Origin of the sequence: Cupriavidus sp. IDO, assembly GCF_000812465.1 — a bacterium.
In the GTDB taxonomy this organism is placed as follows: domain Bacteria; phylum Pseudomonadota; class Gammaproteobacteria; order Burkholderiales; family Burkholderiaceae; genus Cupriavidus.
In genome coordinates this window covers 48,578-74,319 of the sequence record NZ_JWMA01000015.1, presented here as the reverse complement: position 1 = coordinate 74,319, position 25,742 = coordinate 48,578, and the positions used below count along the sequence as shown (strand labels likewise).

General features: G+C 64.1%; 24 protein-coding genes. 8 read left to right on the top strand and 16 right to left on the bottom strand.

Annotation, left to right across the window (positions count from 1 at the left end; genetic code table 11):
• Positions 1-30: 30 nt before the first annotated feature.
• The 15 genes from leuD to RM96_RS05520 form a co-directional block, all read right to left on the bottom strand.
• The gene (gene leuD / locus RM96_RS05590) at positions 31-681 is read right to left on the bottom strand and encodes a 3-isopropylmalate dehydratase small subunit (RefSeq protein ID WP_039008596.1); all 651 of its coding nucleotides are present in this window, start codon (positions 679-681) and stop codon (positions 31-33) included.
• Between the two features lie 10 nt (positions 682-691).
• Positions 692-823: an entericidin A/B family lipoprotein gene (locus RM96_RS05585; RefSeq protein WP_039008591.1), complete on the bottom strand. Its 132-nt coding sequence runs from the start codon at positions 821-823 to the stop codon at positions 692-694.
• Positions 824-831: 8 nt separating this feature from the next.
• Positions 832-2,241 carry a 3-isopropylmalate dehydratase large subunit gene (gene leuC, locus RM96_RS05580; protein WP_039008588.1) on the bottom strand — a complete coding sequence of 470 codons (1,410 nt, stop codon included), beginning with the start codon at positions 2,239-2,241 and terminating at the stop codon, positions 832-834.
• Between the two features lie 324 nt (positions 2,242-2,565).
• Positions 2,566-3,267, bottom strand: a complete 702-nt coding sequence (locus RM96_RS05575; RefSeq protein ID WP_039008586.1) for an ABC transporter ATP-binding protein — start codon at positions 3,265-3,267, stop codon at positions 2,566-2,568.
• Positions 3,267-4,049, bottom strand: a complete 783-nt coding sequence (gene livG, locus RM96_RS05570; protein WP_039008644.1) for a high-affinity branched-chain amino acid ABC transporter ATP-binding protein LivG — start codon at positions 4,047-4,049, stop codon at positions 3,267-3,269. Before livG ends, RM96_RS05575 begins: the two co-directional genes overlap by 1 nt.
• Before the next feature lie 5 nt (positions 4,050-4,054).
• Positions 4,055-5,335 (bottom strand): high-affinity branched-chain amino acid ABC transporter permease LivM, encoded by a 1,281-nt coding sequence (locus RM96_RS05565; RefSeq protein ID WP_039008584.1) that lies wholly within the window; start codon positions 5,333-5,335, stop codon positions 4,055-4,057.
• A 13-nt stretch (positions 5,336-5,348) separates the two neighbouring features.
• Positions 5,349-6,275 (bottom strand): high-affinity branched-chain amino acid ABC transporter permease LivH, encoded by a 927-nt coding sequence (gene livH / locus RM96_RS05560; RefSeq protein ID WP_039008582.1) that lies wholly within the window; start codon positions 6,273-6,275, stop codon positions 5,349-5,351.
• An 84-nt stretch (positions 6,276-6,359) separates the two neighbouring features.
• Positions 6,360-7,475 carry a branched-chain amino acid ABC transporter substrate-binding protein gene (locus tag RM96_RS05555; RefSeq protein ID WP_039008580.1) on the bottom strand — a complete coding sequence of 372 codons (1,116 nt, stop codon included), beginning with the start codon at positions 7,473-7,475 and terminating at the stop codon, positions 6,360-6,362.
• A gap of 524 nt (positions 7,476-7,999) precedes the next feature.
• Entirely contained in the window at positions 8,000-9,301 is a 1,302-nt protein-coding gene (gltA, locus tag RM96_RS05550) for a citrate synthase (protein WP_039008578.1), read from the bottom strand.
• A 42-nt stretch (positions 9,302-9,343) separates the two neighbouring features.
• Complete coding sequence (locus tag RM96_RS05545; protein ID WP_039008576.1) at positions 9,344-9,631, bottom strand: FAD assembly factor SdhE; 288 nt, start codon at positions 9,629-9,631, stop codon at positions 9,344-9,346.
• A 78-nt stretch (positions 9,632-9,709) separates the two neighbouring features.
• Positions 9,710-10,411: a succinate dehydrogenase iron-sulfur subunit gene (locus RM96_RS05540; protein WP_039008575.1), complete on the bottom strand. Its 702-nt coding sequence runs from the start codon at positions 10,409-10,411 to the stop codon at positions 9,710-9,712.
• A 34-nt stretch (positions 10,412-10,445) separates the two neighbouring features.
• Positions 10,446-12,224 (bottom strand): succinate dehydrogenase flavoprotein subunit, encoded by a 1,779-nt coding sequence (gene sdhA, locus RM96_RS05535; protein ID WP_039008572.1) that lies wholly within the window; start codon positions 12,222-12,224, stop codon positions 10,446-10,448.
• Between the two features lie 3 nt (positions 12,225-12,227).
• Positions 12,228-12,593 carry a succinate dehydrogenase, hydrophobic membrane anchor protein gene (gene sdhD, locus RM96_RS05530; RefSeq protein ID WP_039008570.1) on the bottom strand — a complete coding sequence of 122 codons (366 nt, stop codon included), beginning with the start codon at positions 12,591-12,593 and terminating at the stop codon, positions 12,228-12,230.
• 11 nt (positions 12,594-12,604) lie between these two features.
• Positions 12,605-13,015, bottom strand: a complete 411-nt coding sequence (gene sdhC / locus RM96_RS05525) for a succinate dehydrogenase, cytochrome b556 subunit (RefSeq protein ID WP_039008568.1) — start codon at positions 13,013-13,015, stop codon at positions 12,605-12,607.
• 272 nt (positions 13,016-13,287) lie between these two features.
• The gene (locus RM96_RS05520; RefSeq protein WP_039008566.1) at positions 13,288-14,139 is read right to left on the bottom strand and encodes a GntR family transcriptional regulator; all 852 of its coding nucleotides are present in this window, start codon (positions 14,137-14,139) and stop codon (positions 13,288-13,290) included.
• A gap of 386 nt (positions 14,140-14,525) precedes the next feature.
• Between RM96_RS05520 and RM96_RS05515 the strand changes: the two genes are divergently transcribed.
• The 7 genes from RM96_RS05515 (at position 14,526) to RM96_RS05490 (ending at position 23,168) form a co-directional block, all read left to right on the top strand.
• Entirely contained in the window at positions 14,526-15,509 is a 984-nt protein-coding gene (locus RM96_RS05515) for a malate dehydrogenase (protein WP_039008564.1), read from the top strand.
• A 122-nt stretch (positions 15,510-15,631) separates the two neighbouring features.
• Positions 15,632-16,612 carry an HpcH/HpaI aldolase/citrate lyase family protein gene (locus tag RM96_RS05510; RefSeq protein ID WP_039008641.1) on the top strand — a complete coding sequence of 327 codons (981 nt, stop codon included), beginning with the start codon at positions 15,632-15,634 and terminating at the stop codon, positions 16,610-16,612.
• A gap of 68 nt (positions 16,613-16,680) precedes the next feature.
• Complete coding sequence (prpC, locus tag RM96_RS05505; RefSeq protein ID WP_039008562.1) at positions 16,681-17,847, top strand: bifunctional 2-methylcitrate synthase/citrate synthase; 1,167 nt, start codon at positions 16,681-16,683, stop codon at positions 17,845-17,847.
• A 157-nt stretch (positions 17,848-18,004) separates the two neighbouring features.
• A complete protein-coding gene (locus tag RM96_RS05500; RefSeq protein ID WP_039008560.1) occupies positions 18,005-18,556 on the top strand; it encodes a hypothetical protein in 552 nt (183 codons plus the stop codon).
• A 210-nt stretch (positions 18,557-18,766) separates the two neighbouring features.
• Positions 18,767-21,472 (top strand): aconitate hydratase AcnA, encoded by a 2,706-nt coding sequence (gene acnA / locus RM96_RS05495; RefSeq protein WP_039008558.1) that lies wholly within the window; start codon positions 18,767-18,769, stop codon positions 21,470-21,472.
• 247 nt (positions 21,473-21,719) lie between these two features.
• Complete coding sequence (locus tag RM96_RS39270) at positions 21,720-21,860, top strand: hypothetical protein (RefSeq protein WP_193752398.1); 141 nt, start codon at positions 21,720-21,722, stop codon at positions 21,858-21,860.
• Between the two features lie 105 nt (positions 21,861-21,965).
• On the top strand, positions 21,966-23,168 hold the full coding sequence (locus RM96_RS05490) for a DUF2863 family protein (RefSeq protein WP_039008556.1): 1,203 nt from the start codon (positions 21,966-21,968) through the stop codon (positions 23,166-23,168).
• 63 nt (positions 23,169-23,231) lie between these two features.
• Here the strand turns inward: RM96_RS05490 and RM96_RS05485 are convergent, their stop codons facing one another.
• Positions 23,232-23,906 carry a methyltransferase domain-containing protein gene (locus RM96_RS05485; protein ID WP_193752397.1) on the bottom strand — a complete coding sequence of 225 codons (675 nt, stop codon included), beginning with the start codon at positions 23,904-23,906 and terminating at the stop codon, positions 23,232-23,234.
• A 208-nt stretch (positions 23,907-24,114) separates the two neighbouring features.
• Here RM96_RS05485 and RM96_RS05480 point away from each other — a divergent pair, with 208 nt between their 5' ends.
• Positions 24,115-25,731, top strand: a complete 1,617-nt coding sequence (locus RM96_RS05480; RefSeq protein ID WP_039008554.1) for an ABC transporter substrate-binding protein — start codon at positions 24,115-24,117, stop codon at positions 25,729-25,731.
• The last annotated feature ends 11 nt before the right edge of the window (positions 25,732-25,742 follow it).

Here is a 25,742-nt window from a genome sequence, read left to right as displayed (position 1 = left end):
TGCGTCTTCCTTGTTATGTGCGTATGGAGTTCAGCCAACCAGGCGGTTGTTCAGCCACGGCATTTTGGCCACGCGCTCGGCCTCATACGCCTTGATCTTGTCGGCGTGACGCAGGGTCAGGCCGATGTCGTCGAAGCCGTTGAGCATGCAGTACTTGCGGAACGGGGCGATGTCGAACTCGTAGGCCTGGCCCGACGGCGTGAGCACCACCTGCTTGTCCAGGTCGATGGTCAGCTTGTAGCCGTTGAAGGCGTTGGTCTCGTTGAACAGGTGGTCGACCTGTTGTTCGGTCAGCACCACCGGCAGCAGGCCGTTCTTGTAGCAGTTGTTGAAGAAGATGTCGGCGAAGCTCGGCGCGATCACGGCGCGGAAGCCATATTGCGTCAGCGCCCACGGCGCATGCTCGCGCGAGCTGCCGCAGCCGAAGTTGCGGCGCGCCAGCAGGATCGAAGCGCCCTGGTAGCGCGGCTGGTTCAGCACGAAGTCCGGGTTCAGCGGACGCTTGCTGTTGTCCATGCCGGGCTGGCCGACGTCCTTGTAACGCCATTCGTCGAACAGGTTGGGGCCAAAGCCGGTGCGCTGGATCGACTTCAGGAACTGCTTCGGGATGATGGCGTCGGTGTCGACGTTTTCGCGGTCGAGCGGCGCCACGAGGCCGCTGTGTACGGTGAACTTGTCCATGTCTCTTTCCTTACCTCTTGGCCGCGCGCTCGAGCGAGCTGCCGGCGGCCTGCGTGTCCTTGCCCAGGCCGGCCATGGTGTTGCAGCCGGCAAGCTGCAGCATGCCGAGGCATGCCAGCAATGCGATCAGGGTCCTCTTCATCGTTGCGCTCAGCCCAGCTTGCGGATATCGACGAAGTGGCCTTCGATGGCGGCAGCCGCTGCCATCGCCGGGCTCACCAGGTGCGTGCGTCCGCCTGCGCCCTGGCGGCCCTCGAAGTTGCGGTTCGAGGTCGACGCGCAGCGCTCGCCCGGATCGAGGCGGTCGGCGTTCATGGCCAGGCACATCGAGCAGCCCGGCTCGCGCCATTCAAAGCCGGCAGCCCTGAAGATCTTGTCCAGGCCTTCGCGCTCGGCCTGTTCCTTGACCAGGCCCGAACCCGGCACCACCATCGCCAGCTTTACGTTCGATGCAACCTTGCGACCGAGCTTCTGCACCACCCACGCGGCGGCGCGCATGTCTTCGATGCGGCTGTTGGTGCAGGAACCGATGAACACCTTGTCGATATTGATGCTCTCGACCGGCACGTTGGGCTGCAGGCCCATGTATTCGAGCGCGCGCTCCATGGCGTTGCGCTTGTTGGGGTCCTTCTCCTTCTCGGGGTCCGGCACGCGGTCCTCGATGCTGATGACCATTTCCGGCGAGGTGCCCCAGGTCACTTGCGGGCGAACGTCTTCCGCGCGCAGTTCCACCACCTGGTCGAACTTGGCACCGGCGTCCGAATGCAGCGTGCGCCAGTAGCCGACGGCCTGCTCCCATTCCACGCCCTGCGGCGCGTACGGACGGCCCTTGACGTATTCCAGCGTGACATCGTCCACCGCCACCAGGCCGGCGCGCGCGCCCGCTTCGATGGCCATATTGCAGACGGTCATGCGGCCTTCCATGGTCAGGTCGCGAATGGCCGAGCCGGCGAACTCGATGGTATAGCCGGTGCCGCCCGCGGTGCCGATCTTGCCGATCACGGCCAGCACGATGTCCTTGGCGGTGCAGCCGCGCGGCAGCTTGCCTTCCACCTTGACCAGCATGTTCTTGGCCTTCTTGCCCAGCAGCGTCTGCGTGGCCAGCACGTGTTCCACTTCCGAGGTGCCGATGCCGTGCGCCAGCGCGCCGAATGCGCCGTGCGTGCTGGTATGCGAGTCGCCGCACACCACGGTCATGCCCGGCAGCGTGGCGCCCTGCTCCGGCCCGATCACGTGGACGATGCCCTGGCGGTGATCGTTCATCTTGAACTGGGTGATACCGTAGCTGTCGCAGTTCGCATCCAGCGTATCCACCTGCAGTTTCGACACCGGGTCGGCAATCCCCTGGCTGCGGTCGGTGGTCGGCACGTTGTGATCCGACACTGCCAGGTTGGCGCTGATGCGCCATACCGGCCGCTCCGCGATCTTCAGCCCTTCGAACGCCTGCGGGCTGGTCACTTCATGCAGCAGGTGGCGGTCGATATAGAGCAGCGTGGTGCCGTCTTCCTCGACGTGGACGGTGTGGTCATCCCAGAGTTTGTCGTAGAGCGTCTTGGCCATGATGCGGTGGCGGCCCGGCGACCCGTCCTGGCAGGAAGGTCTGAGGTACCGCACAGTAGTTTGCAGGGGTATTTTTTCGCTTCAGTCGCGACGGCGAGCGGTGTGGCGACAATGGCGATGATCGCGCCGGAAGCCGCCTGAAGCGAGCGCTTTTGCGATGCTTGACTTCGCAATTGATTATGCCACAGGGGGTATGGCGTTCAGCCCCCTGCCCGGCCCGGCTGGCGGCTGGAATGTAATGTGATTGGCGAAAGGGGGATTTCGTCGATGACGAAAAGGCAGGCCGTCGCCGCCGCGTATGGCGGGACGACGGCCTTTTGCGGATCAGCCGCCCAGGTAGGCAGCCTTGATGCGGTCGTTGGCCAGCAGGTTGGCGCCGGTATCGGCCAGCACCACCTTGCCGGTTTCCAGCACGTAGCCCCGGTCCGCCACCTGCAGCGCCTTGTTGGCGTTCTGCTCGACCAGGAACACGGTGACGCCTTCGTCACGAATGGTGCGGATGATGTCGAAGATCTGCGCGATGATCAGCGGCGCCAGGCCGAGCGTGGGCTCGTCCAGCAGCAACAGCCGCGGGCGGCTCATCAGCGCGCGGCCGATTGCCAGCATCTGCTGCTCGCCGCCCGACATGGTGCCGGCGCGCTGGCCCGAGCGCTGGTCCAGCCGCGGAAACAGCTTGAACACATGCTCGACGCCCGCTTCGATCTCGTCGCGCTTCGCGAAGAACGCGCCCATCTTCAGGTTTTCCAGCACCGTCAGGCTGGGGAACACGCGCCGGCCTTCGGGCGAGATCGCCATGCCGAGCCGCATGATCTCGTGTGTCGAGCGGTTGGTGATGTCCTGCCCCTCGAACAGCACGCGGCCCCTGGACGCGCGCGGCGTGCCGCACACGGTCATCATCAGCGTCGTCTTGCCGGCGCCATTGCTGCCGATCAGGGTGACGATCTCGCCCTTATTCACTTCGATCGATACGCCCGACAGCGCCTCGACGGCGCCGTAGTGGGTATGGACCTGTTCCAGCTTCAGCATCAATCCTCTCCCAGGTAGGCCTTGATCACGCGCGGGTCGTTGCGCACGGCTTCCGGCGCGGCCGTAACGATCGGCTTGCCGTGCTCCATCACCAGGATGCGGTCGGACACGCCCATCACCAGGCTCATGTCGTGCTCGATCAGCAGCACGGAGATCCTGAATTCGCGGCGCAGCTGGTCGATCAGCTGCTGCAGCTCGATCTTTTCCTGCGGATTCAGGCCGGCAGCGGGCTCATCCAGCATCAGCAGGCGCGGCTTGGTGATCATGCAGCGCGCGATCTCCAGGCGCCGCTGGTGGCCGTAGGACAGCGTGCCCGCCTCGCGGTTGGCGACCTTGGTCAGGCCCATGCGCTCCAGCCAGACCGCGGCACGCTCCAGCGCCTCGCGCTCGGCGCGGCGGTAGGCCGGCGTGGCGAACAGCCCGCGCAGGAGGCCGGACTTGACCTGCAGGTGCTGCGCAACCAGCAGGTTCTCCACCACTGTCAGCGACTTGAACAGGCGGATGTTCTGGAAGGTCCGCACCAGCCCCTTGCGGGCCACCTGGTGGCTCGGCAGGCCGGCGATAGCGTGGCCGTCCAGCGTGACCTGCCCTGCCGTCGGCTTGTAGAAGCCGCCCACGCAGTTGAACACCGTGGTCTTGCCGGCGCCGTTGGGACCGATGATGGCGAAGACCTCGTCGCTGCGCACATCGAAATCAATGCCGTCCACGGCCAGCAGGCCGCCGAAGCGCATCTGCAGGCCCGAGACTTTGAGCAGTTCTGTTTGTTGCACCGCTTGCTGCATCGTATTCATCGCGGCAACTCCACGTGGGGACGGCTCGCGGGCAGCAGGCCCTGCGGACGCCACATCATCATCAGCACCATCACCAGGCCGAAGATCAGCATGCGATATTCGGCAAAGCCGCGCGCCACCTCGGGCAGCACGGTCAGCAGGATTGCCGCCAGGATCACGCCCAGCTGCGACCCCATGCCGCCCAGCACCACCACGGCGAGGATCAGCGCCGACTCGATGAAGGTGAACGATTCCGGGTTGACCAGCCCCTGGCGCGCCGCGAAGAACGCCCCGCCGATGCCGGCGAAGGAGGCGCCCAGCGTGAACGCCGACAGCTTGATGCGGGTCGGGTTCAGGCCCAGCGAGCGGCAGGCGATCTCGTCGTCGCGCAGCGCTTCCCAGGCACGGCCCATCGGCATGCGGATCAGGCGGCTGGTCACGAACAGCGTGAAGCCGACCAGCAGCAGTGCCAGCAGGTAGAGGAAGATCACCATGTGCTGGCCGCTGTAGTCCCATCCCAGCAGTTCGTGGAAGGTCCTGGTGCCCTCCACGCTCGCGCTGCGCGCCATCTCGATGCCGAACACGGTCGGCTTCGGAATGCCGGACACGCCGTCCGGGCCGCCGGTCAGGCTGGTCAGGTTGTTGGCCAGCAGGCGGATGATTTCGCCGAAGCCAAGCGTCACGATTGCCAGGTAGTCACCGCGCAGGCGCAACACGGGGAAGCCGAGCACGAAGCCGAAGGTCGCCGACATCGCCGCCGCGATCGGCAGGCATTCCCAGAAGCTCAGCCCGAAATACTGGTTGAGCAGCGCATAGGTGTAGCCGCCCACGGCGTAGAAACCGACGTAGCCCAGGTCGAGCAAGCCGGCATAGCCCACCACGATATTCAGGCCCAGGCCAAGGATCACGTAGATCAGCGCCAGCGTTGCTACGTCAACCGCGCCGCGCGAGCCGAAGAACGGCCACACCAGCCCGACCGCCAGCAGCACCCACACCGCCACGCGTTGCTGGCGCGAACCAAGCTGCGGCACCGACGGCAGGCGCACGGCGCTGCCGGCACGCGACAGCAGCGGCTTGAACAGCTGGAACAGGAAGACCGCCGCCACGGCGATCCACACCGGCCGCCAGTGCGGCTCCAGCACGACCTTGTAGCCTTCCAGCTTGAGCTGCAGGCCAAGGACGGGAATGGTGAGGATGGCCGTCATCACGGCTGCGGTAATCGCGTTCTTCAGCGACTGGCCCGGCGCGGCACCGCGCGCGGCTTGTCCGGCCGGCATCGCAGAAATCTTGTTAGTCATGTCTCGTCCTCCCTCAGACCTTTTCCACATCAGGCTTGCCCAGCAGCCCGGTCGGACGGAACAGCAGCACCAGCACCAGCAGGCTGAACGCGACCACGTCCTTGTACTCGGCCGGCATGTAGCCCGAGGCGAAGGTTTCCGCCAGGCCCAGCAGCACGCCGCCGAGCATCGCGCCCGGAATGCTGCCGATGCCGCCCAGCACCGCCGCGGTAAAGGCCTTGATGCCGGCAATGAAGCCGATAAAGGGATTGAGCTTGCCGATGGTCAGCCCGATCAGCACGCCGCCCACCGCAGCCAGCATTGCGCCCAGCACGAAGGTGAAGGAGATCACCTTGTTGGTGTCGATGCCGAGCAGGTTGGCCATGCGCATGTCTTCGGCGCAGGCGCGGCAGGCGCGGCCCATGCGCGAATGGCCGATAAACAGCGTCAGCGCGATCATCAGCACCAGCGTCACGCCGACGATCAGCAGGCGCGAATACGGCACTGTCACGGTAAAGTCGCTGCCCATCTGGAATTCGATGGCGCCCGAGATCAGCACCGGCACGGACACGTCGCGCGCGCCCTGCCCGATCTGGACATAGTTCTGCAGGAAGATCGACATGCCGATGGCGGAAATCAGCGGCACCAGCCGCGGACCGCCCCGCAAGGGCCGATATGCCACCCGCTCGACCGCAAAGCCGTAGACGCCGGTGACCAGCACCGAGACCAGCAAGGCGGCGCCCAGCACCAGCGGCAAGGGGTAGCCTGCCTGGGCGCCGATCGCGGTGAGCGTGACCAGGCCTACGTAGGCACCGATCATGTAAATCTCGCCGTGCGCGAAATTGATCATGCCGATGATGCCGTAGACCATTGTGTAGCCGATGGCGATCAACGCATAGATCGCACCCAGCGTCAGGCCGTTGACCAGCTGCTGGGTGAACTGTGGAAGGAATTCATTCATGAAGGAAGCCTCAGGAACTTGAAGCCCGATACCAGAACGCCCCGCTCGTCTGCCGAGCGGGGCGTGTGCGGGGAATGCGCCGACTTAGTTGGCGGCGGTCTTGGTGGCGTCCTTGTGCCAGGTGTAGACCACGAACTTGAACGACTTCAGGTCGCCCTTGTCGTCGTACTCGACCTTGCCGATCGGGGTCTGGAAGGCGTTCTTGTGCATGTACGCCGCAACCTTGGTCGGATCGGTGCTCTTGGCACCGGCAATGGCGTCGCCGATGATCTTGACGGCGGCATAGGCCGGCATCTGGAACGGACCGTTGGCGTCACGCTTCTTGTCGGCGAACGCCTTCACCAGGCCGGCGTTGGCCGGGTCGGCCGAGAAGTCGGCTGGCAGCGTCACCAGCATGCCGTCCGAAGCCGGGCCGGCGATTGCCGTCACATCCTTGTTGCCCACGCCCTCGGGGCCCATGAAGGTGGCCTTCACGCCCTGCTCGCGCGCCTGGCGCAGCAGCAGGCCCATTTCGGGGTGGTAGCCGCCGAAGTAGACGAAGTCCACGCCCTGCGACTTGAGCTTGGTAATGACGGCGGAGTAGTCCGAATCGCCGGCGTTGATGCCTTCGAACACGGCAACCGGAATCTTGGCGGCTTCCAGGTCCTTCTTGACCGAGCTGGCGATGCCCTGGCCGTACGACTGCTTGTCATGCAGCACGGCAACCTTCTTCGGCTTGACCTTGCTGATGATGTACTGGGCAGCGGCAGGACCCTGCTGGTCGTCGCGGCCGATGGTGCGGAAGATGTACTTGCGCTTCCTGGTCTCGGTCAGCTGCGGCGCGGTGGCCGAAGGCGTGACCATCACGATGCCTTCGTTCTCGTAGATGTCCGAAGCCGGAATGGTCGAGCCCGAGCAGACGTGACCGATCACGTACTTGATGCCCTGGCTGACGACCTTGTTGGCAACCGCCACAGCCTGCTTCGGCTCGCAGGCGTCGTCCATCATCACCGCTTCGAACTTGTTGCCGCCGGCGCCGCCGGCTGCGTTGATCTGTTCGATGGCGGTCAGCGCACCAGCCTTGACCATGTCGCCATACTGGGCAACCGATCCGCTCATCGGGCCGGCGATGGCGATCTTGACGGTTTCGGCGTTGGCGGCAGCACCAAGGGTTGCCAGCACGGCGGCCAGCGAGATGGAAGTAAGACGGGACAGCGTCATCAGGAGCTCCTCGATTTTTTGTTGGGTCATACGGGCAGAAACGGTATGACCTGCGCAATCGAACAACACCCGCGGACTACAGAGAAAGACGCCCGAGACGCGGAAGACGGACCTTGCAAGATGACAGCTGAATGCGGGGCCCGGCATGTGTCAGTCCCGCTGAGGGTTGGGGACCAAGGTTCGGAAAGACAACGTTTGATGCGTTCTCTATTGCGCAAGCGACTCGCCTGCCCCGCTTGCCGCACCGCACGCCGGAAGGGTGGCCCGGCTGCCGTCGGCAAAGCAGCCCGCATTATAGGGTCAAAACTCCCGTCGCAGGCGGAAATCGCACAATAAATGCGGAACCGAATCAACAGACTGAGACATAATTCTCCACAAATTGCGCTTCTCACCACTTATCCGGCAATTTCCTGCCTCCTGCCTCGCTGCGGCGCACAAGCCGCGCCGGCCCAGAAAGACAAACGCCCCGGCGGGCCGGGGCGTTTGTGATTGCTGCGTCGCGCAGCTGGATGAAAACCCAGCGATCAGCGCTTGGCAAGGTCCGGCACGTCGCGGGTGGCGGCGCCGTTGAACAGCTGGCGCGGACGACCGATCTTGTATTCCGGATCGGTGATCATTTCCTCCCACTGCGAGATCCAGCCCGGGGTGCGGGCCAGCGCGAAGATGCAGGTGAACAGCGAGGTCGGGATGCCCAGCGCGCGCTGGACGATGCCCGAGTAGAAGTCGACGTTCGGGTACAGCTTGCGGCTGACGAAGTACTCGTCTTCCAGCGCGATCTTTTCCAGCTCCATGGCCAGCTTGAACAGCGGGTCGTTGTGCAGACCCAGCTCTTCCAGCACTTCATGGCAGGTTTCGCGCATCAGCTTGGCGCGCGGATCGTAGTTCTTGTAGACGCGGTGGCCGAAGCCCATCAGGCGCACGCCCGAGTTCTTGTCCTTGACCTGCTTGATGAACTCGTTGATGTTGTCGACGCTGCCGATCTCTTCCAGCATCTTCAGCGCGGCCTCGTTGGCGCCGCCGTGGGCCGGGCCCCACAGGCAGGCCACGCCGGCGGCGATGGCTGCGAACGGGTTGGTGCCCGACGAGCCGGCCAGGCGCACGGTCGAGGTCGAAGCGTTCTGCTCGTGGTCGGCGTGCAGGATGAAGATGCGGTCCAGCGCGCGCTCCAGCACCGGGTTCACGGTGTACGGGGCGCACGGCGTGCCGAACATCATGCGCATGAGGTTGCCCGAGTAGGACAGGTCGTTCTGCGGGTAGATGTACGGCTGGCCGATGTTGTACTTGTATGCCATGGCGACCAGGGTCGGCATCTTGGCGATCAGGCGGATGGCCGAGATCTCGCGCTGGTGCGGATCATCGATGTCCATGGCGTCGTGGTAGAACGCGCTCATGGCACCCACCAGGCCGGTCAGCACGGCCATCGGGTGAGCATCGCGGCGGAAACCGCGCAGGAAGAATTGCAGCTGCTCGTGAACCATGGTGTGGTTCATCACGGCGCCGGTGAACTCTTCCTTCTGCTTGGCGTTGGGCAGCTCACCCTTCAGCAGCAGGTAGCAGACTTCGAGGTGGTTGCACTTCTGCGCCAGCTGCTCGATCGGGTAGCCGCGGTACAGCAGCTCGCCCTTGTCGCCGTCAATATAGGTGATCTTGGAGTTGCACGAAGCTGTCGACATGAAACCGGGGTCATAGGTGAACTTGCCGGTCTGTCCGTACAGCTTGCGAATGTCGATTACGTCAGGGCCAACGGTGCCCTTGTAGATCGGCAGCTCAACGCTGGGGGAACCATCGGAAAACGATAGCGTGGCTTTCACATCGGACGGCGTCATGTCGGTTCCTTCTAATACTGTGAATAATAATGTTGACCAAACTCAGACCGAACGCAGCAGGCCAATTACGCGCTGCATCGGGGGCGTGTCGAGCTCACCGTCCAGCTCCTTGCGGGCAAGCAGCAGGTCCATCAACTCGTTGTCGCTCAGCTCGAACAGCGTGCTCAGCGATGCCACATCCTCGTCGGACAGGCTCTCCTCGTAACGGTTGAAAAAACGTTCGACGATGATGTCGTTCTCCAGCAGGCCGCGGCGGGCACGCCAGCGCAAACGAGCGCGCCGGTGCGGGTCGGCCTGATGGGAGAAGGTGGTGGAAAGACTTTCGGTCATGGCTTTCACTTCCGGCGCGCCCACCCGATATAGCCGCTCGGGCTGACGCGCCGCTTACAACACACTACAGCCGCTACATCAAACAGCGCGGCGAACCATCAGCTCTTTGATCTTGCCGATGGCCTTGGTCGGGTTCAGACCCTTCGGGCACACGTCCACGCAGTTCATGATGCTGTGGCAGCGGAACAGGCGGTACGGGTCGTTCAGGTTGTCCAGACGTTCGTTGGTGGCCTGGTCGCGGCTGTCCGCGATGAAGCGGTAAGCCTGCAGCAGGCCGGCCGGGCCGACGAACTTGTCCGGGTTCCACCAGAACGACGGGCACGACGTCGAGCAGCTGGCGCACAGAATGCACTCATACAGGCCGTCCAGCTCGTCGCGTTCCTGCGGCGACTGCAGACGCTCCTTCTCGGGCGGCGGCTCGTCGTTGATCAGGAACGGCTTGATCGAGTTGTACTGCTTGAAGAAGTTCGTCATGTCGACGATCAGGTCGCGCACGACCGGCAGGCCGGGCAGCGGACGCAGCACGATGCGGTCCGGCAGCTCGCGCATATTGGTCAGGCACGCCAGGCCGTTCTTGCCGTTGATGTTCATCGCGTCCGAACCGCACACGCCTTCGCGGCACGAGCGGCGGAACGAGATCGTCTCATCCAGCTTCTTGAGCTTCACCAGTGCGTCCAGCAGCATGCGCTCGTGGCCGTCCAGCTCGACCTCGTAGGTTTGCATGCGCGGCGCCGCGTCCTTGTCCGGATCGTAGCGGTAGACTTCGAAAATACGCTTCATTTCTGTGGGTCCTGTTTTCTCTACGATTCGGTACTCAGAAGGTACGAGCCTTGGGCGGCACGCTTTCCACCGTCAGCGGTTCCATCTTCACCGGCTTGTAGTCGAGGCGGTTGCCTTCGCTGTAGAACAGCGTGTGCTTGAGCCAGTTCTGGTCGTCGCGGTTCGGGAAATCGCTGTGCGCGTGGGCACCGCGCGATTCCTTGCGGGCAGCCGCCGAGATCATGGTGGCCTTGGCCACTTCCACCAGATTGGCCACTTCGAGGGCTTCCACCAGCGCGGTGTTGAAGACCTTCGACTTGTCCTTCAGGTGGATGTTGGATGCGCGCTCGCTCACTTCCAGGATGCGCTCCACGCCTTCGTCCATCAGCTTCTGCGTACGGAACACGCCGGCATGCGACTGCATGTTCTTGCGGATGTCGTTGGCAACGTCCTGGGTGTATTCGCCCGATGACGACGACTGCAGCTTGGACAGGCGCGACAGCGCACGGTCGGCGGCGTCCGCCGGCAGCGGCTTGTGTTCCTTCTGCTTGAGGGCGTTGGCAACGATGTGGTTGCCGGCTGCACGACCGAACACCACGAGGTCCAGCAGCGAGTTGGTGCCCAGGCGGTTGGCGCCGTGCACCGAGACGCACGAGCACTCGCCGATCGCGTAGAAACCGTTGATGACCTCGTTGGGGTTGCCGCTCTTGGGCGCCACCACCTGGCCATGGATATTGGTCGGAATGCCGCCCATCTGGTAATGGATGGTCGGGACCACCGGAATCGGTTCCTTGATCGCGTCGACATTGGCGAACTTCATGCCGATTTCGCGGATCGAGGGCAGGCGCTTCATGATGGTCTCGGCACCGACGTGCGTCAGGTCGAGCAGCACGTAGTCGCCGTTCGGACCGCAGCCGCGGCCTTCCTTGATTTCCTGGTCCATCGAGCGCGACACGAAGTCACGCGGCGCCAGATCCTTCAGCGTCGGGGCATAGCGCTCCATGAAGCGCTCGCCGTCCTTGTTGCGCAGGATACCGCCCTCGCCGCGCACGCCTTCGGTGATCAGCACGCCCGCGCCGGCCACGCCGGTCGGGTGGAACTGCCAGAACTCCATGTCTTCCAGTGGCACGCCTGCGCGCGCCGCCATGCCCAGGCCGTCACCGGTGTTGATGAAGGCGTTGGTGGAAGCCGCGTAGATCCGGCCGGCACCGCCGGTCGCGAACAGCGTGGTCTTGGCTTCGAGGATGTAGACCTCGCCGGTTTCCATTTCCAGCGCGGTCACGCCCAGCACGTCGCCGTCCTGGTCGCGGATCAGGTCCAGCGCCATCCATTCGACGAAGAAGTGGGTCTTGGCGCGCACATTGCGCTGGTACAGCGTGTGCAGCAGTGCGTGGCCGGTACGGTCAGCCGCGGCGCAGGCGCGCTGCACGGGCTTTTCACCGTAGTTGGCCGTGTGGCCGCCGAACGGACGCTGGTAGATCGTGCCGTCGGGGTTGCGGTCGAACGGCATGCCGAAGTGTTCGAGCTCGTACACGACCTTCGGTGCTTCACGGCACATGAACTCGATGGCGTCCTGGTCGCCCAGCCAGTCGGAGCCCTTGATGGTGTCGTAGAAGTGATAGTGCCAGTTGTCTTCGCTCATGTTGCCGAGCGAAGCGCCGATGCCACCCTGCGCCGCCACCGTGTGTGAGCGGGTCGGGAACACCTTGGAGAGCACGGCCACGTTCAGGCCGGCTTCTGCGAGCTGGAGGGATGCGCGCATCCCGGCGCCGCCCGCCCCGACGATGACCACGTCAAAGCGGCGACGCGGCAATCCAGTCTTGACTGCGACCATTTATTACACCCTCCAGAGAATCTGAGCAGCGTAGCCCGCACAACCGACGAGCCACAGAATCGTAAGTACTTGCAGCACGAGGCGCACGGCCATCGGCCTCACATAGTCCATCCAGATGTCCCGGACGCCGATCCAGGCGTGGAACAGCAGCGAAAGGACCGTCAGGAACGTGATGATCTTCATCCACTGGTTGGAGAAGAGCCCTGCCCACGCTTCGTACGAAGCGCCGTTCGACAGCAGGAATGCAATGGCCAGGATCACGGTGAAGACCACCATGATCACGGCCGTGACGCGTTGCGCGAGCCAGTCTTTCAGACCGTAGTGCGCGCCAACGACGAGACGCTTGGGACCGATATTATTGTTTGCCACCTTGATTCTCCTCAGAACAGGCCGTACAGCTTCAGGCCGAAGATCAGGGTGAGCAGCAAGCTGATGACCAGCACGCTGACGGCGGACTTCGCCGAGGCGGGCTTGGAAACGCCGACGTGCACATCCAGCAGCAGGAAGCGGATACCGGCGCAGAAGTGATGCAGGTAGCCCCAGATCAGGACCAGCAGAACCAGCTTGACGAAGCCACCGGACAGGAGAGCCGAGAACTTTGCGAAGCTCAGTTCGGAAGTGACGCTCTGCTCAAACAGGTACAGGACGAAAGGAAGGAGGAGAAACATCAACGCACCGCTCACGCGATGCAGGATGGATACCTTGCCGGCCCAGGGCAACCGGTATCTCGCGATCTGCGAGATACCGATATTCCGGAATTCCGGCCTGGCTTGTTTGACGGCTTCAGCCATGCGAGACCCCATTTTGCGGTAAACAAAAAACGAAACTGCCATTGCCCTGAATGCAAATGGATGCATTGGAGCAAATCCGTGAGATTTTAGCGCCTTTGTTGCGCGCTGCACCAATAATTTTCAGCTATCACGCACCAACACGAGGTGCCCGACAATCGCACGCAGAGGCACCTGACTCACAAAAACCACTCAATCGCCGCAACGGCTTCAGCGACTATGACAAAAGCCGCAACAATCGATCCTGGCGTGCCCGACCACCCGATGCACAGGCCTCAACTCAGGTCGTTCTGATAATAGTGCCGCGTCGTGACATACAGCCCGCGACGCACCTCGACGGGTCGGTCGCCATAGGTGTACGACACCCGCTCCACCGACAGCAGCGGCGATCCCACCGGCACGGACAGCAAGTCAGCGGCGGTCTGGTCGGCGGCGACTGCGCGAATCTTTTCCGAGGCGCGGATCATGCGCGTGCCGAATTCGGCCTCGAACAATGCATACATCGGGCCCTTCCACTCGGTCAGCTTTTCTGCCGTGAGCCCCTTGAAGTTGGCGCCGAGCAGCCAGATTTCGTCCAGCACGGTCGACTCGCCAGAGAAGTTCAGCACGCGGCGGATCTGCACCACGCTGTCGCCGGTACGGATATCGAGCAGCCGCGCGATTTCGGCCGGTGCGCGCAGGCGCTTGCATTCAAGCACATGGCTGGCGCCATAATGCGGCTCGCCCTCATCGGGCACCAGGCGCAGGAAGCGGAACTTGACCACGTCTTCATGATGGGTGGTCACGAAGGTACCCTTGCCCTGCCGGCGCGCCACCAGGTTTTCGGCGGCCAGCTCGTCGATGGCCTTGCGAACGGTGCCCTGGCTGACCTTGTAGCGGGAAGCCAGCTCCATTTCGCTCGGGATCATTTCGCCGGGCTTCCATTCGCCGGATTGCAGGCTGCGCGTGATCAGCGCCTTGATCTGCTGGTAGAGCGGGCTGAAGGTCGGTGACGGCACGGCATGGACCGCGGGGGCAGCCGGCGGCTGCGAGGGAGACGGCTGCGCCCCGACACCAGCTGTGATGGCGCCAGAATCCTGCGCTCCGGGTGCGGGGGCGCCGGTCAGGGACGTAGGCAGGGAAGACATAGCCGGATTTCACCACAAAACGGCGAAGCCCGTCCAGCCTCGCGTTAAATGTCTTATGTCTTATATAAGACATATGAATTGACACCAGCATAGCCCCGGCCTACACTCGCGCAGGTCCACGCCGGCGGGCCCGCTCGTTCTGCGGTTGACGCAGTTCAATCTGGATATCGCGCCCCGCTTCGCAGTAGACTTACGGTTTGTTGCATCACCATGACCCGTTGCGGCTCTCCCTCACCGGTTCCGCCCCGTGGCTTCGCCACCAGGTTCCGGCCGACTGCCGCTCCCCGCTGTGGCGACAACCAGCACCGGTGACGTTCCGCCCTCCGATATGCGGCGACGGCACGCCACCGACCGGCTACCCCCTTCTATCGTTTGGAGATTTACTCATGGCTAAAGCCCCAATGCGCGTCGCAGTCACCGGCGCCGCTGGCCAGATCGGCTATTCCCTGCTGTTCCGCATCGCCAATGGCGACATGCTGGGCAAAGACCAGCCGGTCATCCTCCAACTGCTCGACCTCCCGCAAGCCCAGGCCGCCGTCAAGGGCGTGGTGATGGAACTGGAAGACTGCGCGTTCCCGCTGCTGGCCGGCGTGGTCATCACCGATGATCCCAAGGTCGCCTTCAAGGACGCCGACGTGGCCCTGCTGGTTGGCGCCCGTCCCCGCAGCAAGGGCATGGAACGCAAGGACCTGCTCGAAGCCAACGCCCAGATCTTCACGGTGCAGGGCAAGGCACTGGACGAAGTCGCCAGCCGCAATGTCAAGGTGCTGGTGGTCGGCAACCCGGCCAACACCAACGCCTACATCGCCATGAAGTCGGCACCGAACCTGCCGCGCGAGAACTTCACCGCGATGCTGCGCCTGGACCACAACCGTGCCCTGTCGCAGATCGCCGCCAAGACCGGCAAGCCGGTGTCGTCGATCGAGAAGATGTTCGTGTGGGGCAACCACAGCCCGACCATGTACGCCGACTACCGCTACGCGACCGTCGACGGCAAGAGCGTCAAGGACATGATCAACGACCCGGTGTGGAACAACGATGTGTTCCTGCCGACCGTCGGCAAGCGCGGCGCCGCCATCATCGAGGCGCGTGGCCTGTCGTCGGCCGCCTCGGCCGCCAACGCCGCCATCGACCACGTGCATGACTGGGTGCTGGGCAGCAACGGCAAGGTCGTTACCATGGGCATCCCGTCGAACGGCGAGTACGGCATTCCCGCCGACACCATGTTCGGCTTCCCGGTGACCACGGCCAACGGCAAGTACGAAATCGTCAAGGGTCTGGAGATCGACGCCTACAGCCAGGAAAAGATCAACATCACCCTGAACGAACTGGAAGAAGAAAAGGCCGGCGTGCAGCACCTGCTCGGCTGATCTTCCGATCCGTCCATGAAAGACCGGGGCTTCGCAGCGATTCACGAATCGGTGCGAGCCCCGGTTTTTTCATGCGCGTCGTATCCGATGCGTTCTCTCATTCACTCCTGATCCGAATCAACGTGCATCCATCCGAGGTCTTGTTCCAGGGCGAAGCCATCCCCGTCCAGTTGCCGGTCTGCGACCACTACGCGGGCAGCGAGAAGCTGATGAGAAAATCGCTTGCCCTGCAGCAAGAGCTTGGTCCCGTCTTCGACATCACCTTCGATTGCGAGGACGGCGCAGCAGTTGGTCAGGAGCGCGAACACGCCGAGCTGTGCGCGCAACTGATCAACAGCCCGCTCAATGCCCACAACCGGGTTGGCGTGCGCATCCACGACCCCGTGCACTCGTCCTGGCGCGATGATGTCGACGTCCTGGTGCGCGAGGCTGGTGCCCGCATTGCCTACGTGGTCATTCCGAAGGTCACGGACGTCGTGGAAGTCGCGCGCGTCACCGACCAGGTCAACCAGGTGGCCCGCACCGCAGGCATTGCACGTCACATTCCGATCCATGTGCTGATCGAAACCCATGCCGCGCTGGAACAGGCCTTCGATATCGCCGCACTAGTGCAGGTGGAATGCCTGAGCTTTGGCCTGATGGATTTCGTCTCGGCCCACCACGGCGCCATTCCGGGCGATGCCATGCGCTCGCCCCAGCAGTTCGAACACCCCCTGATCCGCCGTGCCATGCTGGAGATCTCGGCGGCCTGCCATCGGCATGGCAAAGTGCCCTCGCACAATGTGAGCACCGATGTGCAGGAACCCGGCCGCGCCGGCGCTGACGCCCTGCGCGCCCGCACCGAATTCGGCTACCTGCGCAAATGGAGCATCCATCCTGGCCAGATCGAACCCATCGTCGCGGCGTTCCGCCCCAGCGTTGGCGAAATCGGCGCGGCCAGCCAGATCCTGCTGGCGGCCCACGAGAACAACTGGGCCCCGATCCGGCACGAAGGCCAGCTTCACGACCGTGCCAGCTATCGCTACTACTGGTCCCTGCTGCAGCGCGCCCACGCCACTGGCACAGCGCTGCCGGGCAATGTGGCGGAGCTGTTCTTCGCCTGAACGCAGACGACAGTCATAACAAATCCGGTGCATGCCCGCCACGGACATGCGCCCCGAAGGAGACACTGATGTCCGCCTCGAAGCCCGATGCACCACCGGTCACGCCCAAGTCCAAGAAATCCGTCGCCCTGTCGGGCGTGACCGCCGGCAACACCGCGCTGTGCACGGTCGGCCGTACCGGCAACGACCTGCACTACCGCGGCTACGACATCCTCGATATCGCCGACACCTGCGAATTCGAGGAAATCGCCCACCTGCTGGTGCACGGCAAGCTGCCGAACAAGGCTGAACTGGCGGCCTACAAGGCCAAGCTGAAGTCGCTGCGCGGCCTGCCCGCCAACGTCAAGGCCGCGCTGGAATGGGTGCCTGCCAGCGCCCACCCGATGGACGTGATGCGCACCGGCGTGTCGGTGCTCGGCACCGTGCTGCCGGAGAAGGAAGACCACAACACCCCGGGCGCGCGCGACATCGCCGACCGCCTGATGGCCAGCCTCGGCTCGATGCTGCTGTACTGGTACCACTACAGCCACAACGGCCGCCGCATCGAGGTGGAAACCGACGACGACTCGATCGGCGCGCACTTCCTGCACCTGCTGCACGGCGAGAAGCCGTCGGAGCTGTGGGAGCGCGCCATGCACACGTCGATGATCCTGTACGCGGAGCATGAGTTCAACGCCTCGACCTTCGCCGCGCGCGTGATCGCCGGCACGGGTTCGGACATGTACTCGGCCATCTGCGGCGCCATCGGCGCGCTGCGCGGCCCCAAGCACGGCGGCGCCAACGAAGTCGCGTTCGAGATCCAGAAGCGCTACGACAACCCGGATGAGGCCCAGGCCGATATCACCCGCCGCGTCGGGAACAAGGAAGTCGTGATCGGCTTCGGCCACCCGGTGTACACCATCAGCGACCCGCGCAACCAGGTGATCAAGGAAGTGGCGAAGAAGCTGTCGAAGAACGCCGGTTCGATGAAGATGTTCGACATCGCCGAGCGCCTGGAAACGGTGATGGGGGACATCAAGAAAATGTTCCCGAACCTCGACTGGTTCAGCGCCGTGAGCTACCACATGATGGGCGTGCCGACCGCGATGTTTACGCCGCTGTTCGTGATTGCCCGCACTTCGGGCTGGGCAGCGCACATTATCGAGCAACGCATCGACAACAAGATCATCCGTCCGAGCGCCAATTATGTGGGCCCGGAGGACCTGAAATTCGTGCCGATCGGCAAGCGCAAGTGAACCTTGGCTAACCATGTGCCCGAATAATGTAACGAAAGGCCAGAGCCCTTCGCCGACCCTGGCAAATCGTAGAGAATAGCGGCGGAATTCAACTCCAGGCCCTGCAGAGTATCGCGGCGGCACCCGTCCGAAACGAAATTCGAAAGGTACTCACAAAATGAAACAACTTATTCTCGCTGCCTGCATCGGCGCATTCACCCTGACCACCGCCGGCACGGTCATGGCCCAGGAACCGGCCAAGAAGACCACCACCAAGAAGGCGCCCGCCAAGAAGAGCAAGGCAGCCCCGGCCGCAGCCGCCGCAGCGACCGTCCCGAATGGCGAAAAGTGGCAGTGCGAACTCGGCAACACCCTGTATATCGCCGGCAACATGCAGCGCGATGAGGTCCTGACCGTGCACTGGCAGGGCCGCGACTACAAGCTGCCGCGCCAGACCACGGTCACCGGTGCCGACCGCTACTACGACGCACGCTCTGGCCTGGACCTGGTCGTGATCCCGAGCAAGGCCATGCTGTTCAACCATAACCTCGGCCAGCGCCTGGCCGACGAGTGCCAGAACGCCGACATGCAGGCTGGCGGCTCCGCCCCGACCCAGGCCGGCGGCCTGCGCGCCCCGGCCACCACGCCGCTGCTGGCCGCACCGCAGCAGCAGCAGCAGCAGCAGCAGCAACCGGATGCCGCCCAGCAATCGGCAGCACCCAAGCAGTAAATACCATCTCCGGCCGGTCAGCTGACCGGCCGGAAAGCATTACGCGAGCAAGCTTCCAGCAGTGTGACTGCTGGCGGCCTGCTCGCGCGGCGGTTAGAGTATCAGTGCGCAGCCGAGATCGGACCGCGGTGATCGCCGTGGCTGCGTACCGGGGTCTGGAACAAGGTCCGAGTCAACGCCATCGCATCTTCCTTCGATCGGAGTACGGCAATGCCCCATCAATTCAATAAGACGCTAAAAGAATTCAAGATCGGCTCTTCCGGCAAGGGCCAGTATTTCTCCCTGCCCAAGCTGGGCGAGGAACTGGACATTGCGATCGGGCGCCTGCCGGTGTCGATCCGCGTGGTGCTGGAATCGGTGCTGCGCAACTGCGACGGCAAGAAGGTGACCGAAGAACACGTCAGGCAGCTGGCCAACTGGAAGCCGAACGCCGAACGCGTCGACGAGATCCCCTTCGTGGTCGCCCGCGTGGTCCTGCAGGACTTCACCGGCGTGCCGCTGCTGGCTGACCTTGCCGCCATGCGCAACGTCGCCGAGAAGATGGGCAAGAACCCCAAGAAGATCGAGCCGCTGGTGCCTGTGGACCTGGTGGTCGACCACTCGGTGCAGGTCGACCACTTCCGCGAAAAGAAGGCGCTGGACCTCAACATGCAACTGGAATTCCAGCGCAACAACGAGCGCTACCAGTTCATGAAGTGGGGCATGCAGGCATTCGATACCTTCGGCGTGGTGCAGCCCGGCTTCGGCATCGTGCACCAGGTCAATCTCGAATACCTGGCCCGTGGCGTGCACAAGAAGGACGGCGTCTACTACCCGGATACCCTGGTGGGCACCGATTCGCACACCACGATGATCAACGGCATCGGCGTGGTGGGCTGGGGCGTCGGCGGCATCGAAGCCGAGGCCGGCATGTTGGGCCAGCCGGTCTACTTCCTGACCCCGGACGTGGTTGGCGTGGAGCTGAAGGGCCGCCTGCGCGAAGGCGTGACCGCCACCGACCTGGTGCTGACCATCACCGAAATGCTGCGCAAGGAAAAGGTCGTCGGCAAGTTCGTCGAATTCTTCGGCGAAGGCACCGCCAGCCTGGCCCTCCCCGACCGCGCCACCATCGGCAACATGGCGCCGGAATATGGCGCCACCATGGGCTTCTTCCCGGTGGACGAGAAGACCATCGACTACTTCAAGGGCACCGGCCGTACCGAAGAGGAAATCGCCGCATTCGAGGGCTATTTCCGCGCCCAGAAGATGTTTGGCATTCCCAAGGCCGGCGAGATCGACTACAGCAAGGTGGTGACGCTGGATCTGGGCACGGTCGCCCCGTCCCTGGCCGGCCCGAAGCGTCCGCAGGACCGCATCGAGATCGGCAACGTCAAGAGCACTTTCGCCTCGCTGTTCAGCAAGCCGGTGGCCGAGAACGGCTTCAACAAGGAAGCCGCCGACCTGGACCGTGCCTACACCACCACCGACGGCATCGAGGTGAAGAATGGCGATGTGCTGATCGCCGCGATCACCTCCTGCACCAACACCTCCAACCCGAGCGTGCTGCTGGCCGCCGGCCTGCTGGCCAAGAAAGCAGTGGAAGCCGGCCTGACGGTGGCGCCGCACATCAAGACCTCGCTGGCGCCGGGCAGCCGCGTGGTGACCGAGTACCTGAAGGCCGCCGGCCTGCTGCCGTACCTGGAAAAGCTGGGCTTCGGCGTGACGGCCTATGGCTGTACCACCTGCATCGGCAATGCCGGCGACCTGACGCCGCAACTGAACGACGCCATCACCAGCAACGACCTGGTGGCTGCCGCCGTGCTGTCCGGCAATCGCAATTTCGAGGCCCGCATCCACCCGAACATCCGCGCCAACTTCCTGGCCTCGCCGCCGCTGGTGGTGGCCTATGCCATCGCCGGCAACGTGACCCGCGACCTGATGACCGAGCCGGTCGGCAAGGGCAAGAACGGCAAGGAGATCTGGCTGGGCGACATCTGGCCGACCTCGGAAGAAATCCACGCGCTGATGAAGTACGCGATGGACGCCAAGACCTTCAAGGGCAACTACGAGCAGGTCAAGAAGCCGAGCAAGCTGTGGGCGGCCATCAAGGGCACCAAGGGCCAGGTCTACGACTGGCCGAAGTCGACGTATATCGCGGAACCGCCCTTCTTCCAGGATTTCAGCATGCAGCCGGCCGCCACCAGCGGCAGCGTGCGCGACGCACGTGCGCTGGGCATCTTCGGCGATTCCGTGACGACCGACCACATCTCGCCGGCCGGCTCGATCAAGGACACCTCGCCGGCTGGCAAGTACCTGCTGTCGCACGGCGTGCTCAAGGCCGACTTCAACAGCTACGGTTCGCGCCGCGGCAACCATGAGGTCATGATGCGCGGCACCTTCGCCAACGTGCGCATCAAGAACCTGATGATCCCGCCCAAGGCGGACGGCTCGCGCGTGGAAGGCGGCGTCACGCTGCTCCAGCCCACCGGCGACGAAATGTCGATCTATGACGCCGCCATGAAGTACATCGCCGAGGGCACGCCCACGGTGGTGTTCGGCGGCGAAGAGTATGGCACCGGCTCGTCGCGCGACTGGGCGGCCAAGGGCACGCAGCTGCTGGGCGTGAAGGCCGTGATCGCCCGCAGCTTCGAGCGCATCCACCGCTCCAACCTGGTTGGCATGGGCGTGCTGCCGCTGCAGTTCAAGGGCAGCGACAGCGCCGAGACGCTCGGCATCACCGGCAACGAGACCTTCGACATCGAAGGCATCGAGGGCGAGCTCAAGCCGCAGCAGGACGTGGTGCTGGTGATCAAGCGCGCCAATGGCGACGTGCAGCGCGTGCCGGTGCTGCTGCGCATCGACACCCCGATCGAAGTCGATTACTACAACCACGGCGGCATCCTGCCGTTCGTGCTGCGCCAGTTGCTGGCCGCCTGAGTGCCATGACGCTGTCCCGCTGAGGGGCAGCTGCCAAGGCTGCGCCGCCTGCCATGCCCCGGACCTTCGCGGGGCTACGGCAGGCGGCGTTTTTCATGGGCGCGCGAATTGTGGCCCCCAGCCGACTTTTCACTCAAGTCTTCCGTGTAAGTTCCACGCAAGCCTGCACTGCCAAACTGGGCTTCAGAGAAAAAGCGGTCAACGCACGGGAGGCCTGCAGGCCCCCGGAACCCAGACAGGAGACACCATGGCAAAGATCATCATCGCATTCGTTGTCGTTGCAGGCGCGGCACTCTATCTGCTGACCAAGGGCGGCGGCGAGGTCTCCATCGCGGGCGAGCAGCACGGCATCGAGACCCACGCCCCTGCCGATCCGGCCCAGAAATAACGATTCCGGGACCAGACAAATCAGCCGCCCGGCACCGGGCGGCGATTCTTGTCAACGCAGCGAGTAGAATACCGTTTTACGAAAAAATACGGACGGTTTCTCTATATGGCAGGTTTTCGCCCCAAGGCTTCTCCACGTCTTTCGCCCGACGCCGAGCGACTGGTGGCCGATGCGCTCGCCCTCGACGCCTCGGGCAGCCGCATGGAGGACGGGTATTGGGAACGGCGCCTTTCCCAGCGCCTGGGCCGCCTGTTGAAGAACGGCAGCCAGACCGCGCTGGACGCGGCACTCGAACACCTGTTTAAACACAACGCCGACGCCTCCGACGTCCTGGCCGAGCAGGCCGAGACGCTGGCCGAATCCGCGACCGTCGACATCGACGGCGTGCGCTATGACGCATTGCTGGTCGCCGCGCCGATCCTGGCGCACACCCGCTACGCCATTCCCTCCGGTGCGCTCAAGCCCGATCTGGTGCAGAACCTGGCGGTACATCTGCAGGCGCACGTGCTGGCGACCAACACCAAGGTGGCGCTGTCGCCCTACCTGTACAGCATCGACCAGCTGCCGCGCACGCATAGCGACACATTTGCGCTGACGCACAAGCTGGCTTCGGCCGCGCTGGGCGGCACGGTGCCCAAGGTCGACCTGCGCGACCTGCCCGAGACCGCACCGATCCTGGCCGATCCACGCTACCTGCTGGCCGTCGTCGTGGCGCCGCACGAAGGCGCGCTGTTCCGCTGGCAGGAAGATGCCAAGGAGCACCACGCCGAGCGCTCGGTCTGCCTGGAGCAATGGCGCAGCCAGGTCCAGCCTTCGGTCGCCCTGCTGCTGCCAGGCTGCGAATTCGAACTGCTGTTGCCGGACGCCTTCTTCCTGTCGTGCCGCGAGTCGGACAAGAGCATCCGCCCGCTCACAGTGCGCGCCGCCGTTAACTACCTGTCCGGCACGCTGGACGTGCCGGCCGGCCAGCTGGCCGCGGTGGTGGCAGCTTTCGGCGAAGAAGTCGTCGAGGAATACCGCGTGGGCTTCACCATGCGCGGCGAGAAGGATGTGATCTATGGCATCGTCTGGCCCGTCTACGGCCGCGAGGCTGGCGAGATCGACGCCGAGGAAAAGGGCAACCCGCTCGAGCAGATCTGCGAGGAACTGCGCAACGCCGGCGTGGAAGACATCTTCCGCCACGCCGCGCTGTTCGATCCGGAGTACTGCGAGGACTGCGGCACGCCGCTGTACGCGGACCGCAACGGCGAGATCGTCCACGCCGAACTGCCGGAAGATGCACCGACGCAGCAGCCGCTGTTCCACTGAACAGCCCATTCCCAGTCTGAAGCGGCCCGCCCAGCGCGGGCCGTTTTCTTTATCAGGCCCCGACTACCCGGGGCTGCGTTCGCTGACGCAGCGCCACAAGCCATGGCCCGACGCCGCGTACTTGCGCTCGAACGGCGTCATCGCCTGCGTTGGGTGCCAGGCTTCGGTCTGCGCCGGACGGCCGACCAGCGTCAGCGCCTGGGCAAACTCGTCGATATAGACCTGCCAGTTGCTGCGGCACTCCAGATAATCGCCACACGCGGCCAGCGCCGGAAAGACGGCATGGCCCTGCCAGCGCCTGCCGAAGTGGCCGATCTTGGGCCAGGGATTGGGATAGAGCACGTAGTGCCGGCGCACAGGCACGGCTTCAGCCTGCAGCAGACGCCAGACATCCACCAGATCGGCGCGGGCCCAGCAGAAATTGGGGGGCATTTCCGACTCCCACCAGTCCTTGCCTGCCGTCAGGCGCTTCTCCGACTGATCGACGCCGATCACGAAATGGCCGGGGAAGGCGGTCGCCAGGCGCAACGTGCTTTCCCCAACGCCGCAGCCGGCATCGAGGATCAGCGGCGCGCCGCCAGCTTGCTGCCAGCGCTCCAGTGCCGTGGCAAGCGCACGGCGGCTGGGCTCGCCGATCGGCTTGCGGAACGGCTCGGCAAGGTGGCGCGCCACGCGCGCGGCCAGGTGATCGTGGACATCGGACTGGGCCGAGACGATGGTGCGGGAATTGGCAAACATGGCCGCAATTCTACCGGCCCTGCCCCACCGGGCGGATGCCGATGGACAAGGCGGGGCCTGCCCTGCAAGCATAGCCGGATGACTGCGGCATCGCATGCGGTGCATGGATGTCGCTTTAGCGGCACAATGCGGGGCAAACCCGCCTGAGAACCTGTCCGTCGCCGCACGCCGAGCGCCGGCAACGGACCCGTACGAGGAGCCCTTCCCGATGAAAGCCAGCCGACGTTTCCACGTTTCCCTGCCAAGGCGCAGCCTGCTGCGGGCCGGCACCGCCCTGGTGCTGGGCGGTGCCGCACTGACCTTGCTGCCCGCGGGCGCAGCGCAGGCCGAAGACCTGCGCATCGGCTTGTCGGCGGACGTGACCTCGATGGATCCGCAGTGGAACAACTCGGGCCCCAATAACGCCATCGCGCTGCATATCTTCGAGTCGCTGGTGTTCATGGACAAGAACGCCCGCTACATTCCCGGGCTGGCGCTGTCGTGGAAGCCCGTCAACGCGATCACCTGGGAAATCAAGCTGCGCCCGAACGTGAAATGGCATGACGGCTCGCCGTTCACCAGCGAAGACGTCAAGGCGTCGCTGGAGCGCCCCGAGAAGCTCGTCAACAGCCCGGGCTCGTTCACCAGCTACACCAAACCCATCGCGCGCATCGACACGCCCGACCCGCTCACGGTGCGCCTGACCATGAGCGTGCCCAACTACGCCAACCTCGCCAACGACCTGAACAGCGTGCCGATCATGCCGAAGAAGATCGCGGCGACGCTGACGCAGGCGGATTTCGATTCGGGCAAGGCCATGATCGGCACCGGCCCCTTCAAGTTCGTACGCTTTGCGCGCGGGCAGGAAATCGTGATGGAGCGCAATCCGAACTACTGGGGCCCGAAGCCCGAGTGGGACCGCGCCATCTTCCGCATCATCACCGACAACGGCGCGCGATCGGCGGCACTGCTGGCCGGCGACGTGGACGTGATCGAAAGCGTGCCGTCGGCCGACGTCGCCAAACTGAAGCAGAACCCGCAGTTCAGGATCGAGCAGCAGGTGTCGTGGCGCACCATCTTCTGGCAGATGGACCAGTCGCGCGACAACCCGCCGTACGTGACCGACAAGGCCGGCAAGCCGCTCGGCAAGAACCCGTTCAAGGATGTCCGCGTGCGCGCCGCCATCAGCAAGGCGCTGAACCGCGACGCCATCGTCAGCCGCATCATGGAAGGGCTGGCGGTGCCGGCATCGTCGATCGTGTCTCCGCAGATCTTCGGGCACCCTGGCACCAAGCCGGAGGCCTACGATCCCGAAGGCGCGAAGAAGCTGCTGGCCGCCGCCGGCTATCCCGACGGCTTCGGCCTGACCCTGCATGCCACCAACAACCGCTACCTGAACGACGCCGCCGTCGCGCAGGCGACGGCCAGCATGCTGACCCGTATCGGCATCCAGACCAAAGTGGAAACGCTGCCGGTAGCCGTTTACTTCACGCGTGCGCGCCAAGGGGACTTCTCGTTCGAAATGCTGGGCTGGGGCTCGGCCGCGGCGGACGTGGCCCTGCGCTCGATCACGGGCACGCCGAATCCGAAGACCGGCTATGGCACCTGGAACTGGGGCAAGTACAGCAACAAGGAGCTCGACGCCCTGATCGAGAAGTCACTGACCACCGTCAGCAGCGACAAAGCACGTGAAGAGAACGCCCGCGTCGCGGCCAGGTTCGCGCTGGCCGACCATGCGATCGTCCCGTCGCACAGCCAGTTGGCGATGTGGGCGATGAAGAAGGGACTGAAGTACGAAGCGCGCACCGACGAGTGGTCGCTGGCGCAGTTCTTCCACAAGCAGTAAGCAGGCGTCGC

What these genes read in the sequence shown, in the direction of transcription:
- acnA (WP_039008558.1), top strand. Translation starts at nt 18,767, where the DNA reads ATGCCCCATCAATTCAATAAGACGCTAAAAGAATTCAAGATCGGCTCT.
- RM96_RS05585 (WP_039008591.1), bottom strand. Translation starts at nt 823, where the DNA reads ATGAAGAGGACCCTGATCGCATTGCTGGCATGCCTCGGCATGCTGCAG.
- RM96_RS05480 (WP_039008554.1), top strand. Translation starts at nt 24,115, where the DNA reads ATGAAAGCCAGCCGACGTTTCCACGTTTCCCTGCCAAGGCGCAGCCTG.
- RM96_RS05555 (WP_039008580.1), bottom strand. Translation starts at nt 7,475, where the DNA reads ATGACGCTGTCCCGTCTTACTTCCATCTCGCTGGCCGCCGTGCTGGCA.
- RM96_RS39270 (WP_193752398.1), top strand. Translation starts at nt 21,720, where the DNA reads ATGGCAAAGATCATCATCGCATTCGTTGTCGTTGCAGGCGCGGCACTC.
- RM96_RS05575 (WP_039008586.1), bottom strand. Translation starts at nt 3,267, where the DNA reads ATGCTGAAGCTGGAACAGGTCCATACCCACTACGGCGCCGTCGAGGCG.
- RM96_RS05485 (WP_193752397.1), bottom strand. Translation starts at nt 23,906, where the DNA reads ATGTTTGCCAATTCCCGCACCATCGTCTCGGCCCAGTCCGATGTCCAC.
- RM96_RS05565 (WP_039008584.1), bottom strand. Translation starts at nt 5,335, where the DNA reads ATGACTAACAAGATTTCTGCGATGCCGGCCGGACAAGCCGCGCGCGGT.
- prpC (WP_039008562.1), top strand. Translation starts at nt 16,681, where the DNA reads ATGTCCGCCTCGAAGCCCGATGCACCACCGGTCACGCCCAAGTCCAAG.
- leuD (WP_039008596.1), bottom strand. Translation starts at nt 681, where the DNA reads ATGGACAAGTTCACCGTACACAGCGGCCTCGTGGCGCCGCTCGACCGC.
- RM96_RS05520 (WP_039008566.1), bottom strand. Translation starts at nt 14,139, where the DNA reads ATGTCTTCCCTGCCTACGTCCCTGACCGGCGCCCCCGCACCCGGAGCG.
- RM96_RS05540 (WP_039008575.1), bottom strand. Translation starts at nt 10,411, where the DNA reads ATGAAGCGTATTTTCGAAGTCTACCGCTACGATCCGGACAAGGACGCG.
- gltA (WP_039008578.1), bottom strand. Translation starts at nt 9,301, where the DNA reads ATGACGCCGTCCGATGTGAAAGCCACGCTATCGTTTTCCGATGGTTCC.
- RM96_RS05500 (WP_039008560.1), top strand. Translation starts at nt 18,005, where the DNA reads ATGAAACAACTTATTCTCGCTGCCTGCATCGGCGCATTCACCCTGACC.
- leuC (WP_039008588.1), bottom strand. Translation starts at nt 2,241, where the DNA reads ATGGCCAAGACGCTCTACGACAAACTCTGGGATGACCACACCGTCCAC.
- livG (WP_039008644.1), bottom strand. Translation starts at nt 4,049, where the DNA reads ATGCAGCAAGCGGTGCAACAAACAGAACTGCTCAAAGTCTCGGGCCTG.
- RM96_RS05515 (WP_039008564.1), top strand. Translation starts at nt 14,526, where the DNA reads ATGGCTAAAGCCCCAATGCGCGTCGCAGTCACCGGCGCCGCTGGCCAG.
- livH (WP_039008582.1), bottom strand. Translation starts at nt 6,275, where the DNA reads ATGAATGAATTCCTTCCACAGTTCACCCAGCAGCTGGTCAACGGCCTG.
- sdhA (WP_039008572.1), bottom strand. Translation starts at nt 12,224, where the DNA reads ATGGTCGCAGTCAAGACTGGATTGCCGCGTCGCCGCTTTGACGTGGTC.
- RM96_RS05490 (WP_039008556.1), top strand. Translation starts at nt 21,966, where the DNA reads ATGGCAGGTTTTCGCCCCAAGGCTTCTCCACGTCTTTCGCCCGACGCC.
- sdhC (WP_039008568.1), bottom strand. Translation starts at nt 13,015, where the DNA reads ATGGCTGAAGCCGTCAAACAAGCCAGGCCGGAATTCCGGAATATCGGT.
- RM96_RS05545 (WP_039008576.1), bottom strand. Translation starts at nt 9,631, where the DNA reads ATGACCGAAAGTCTTTCCACCACCTTCTCCCATCAGGCCGACCCGCAC.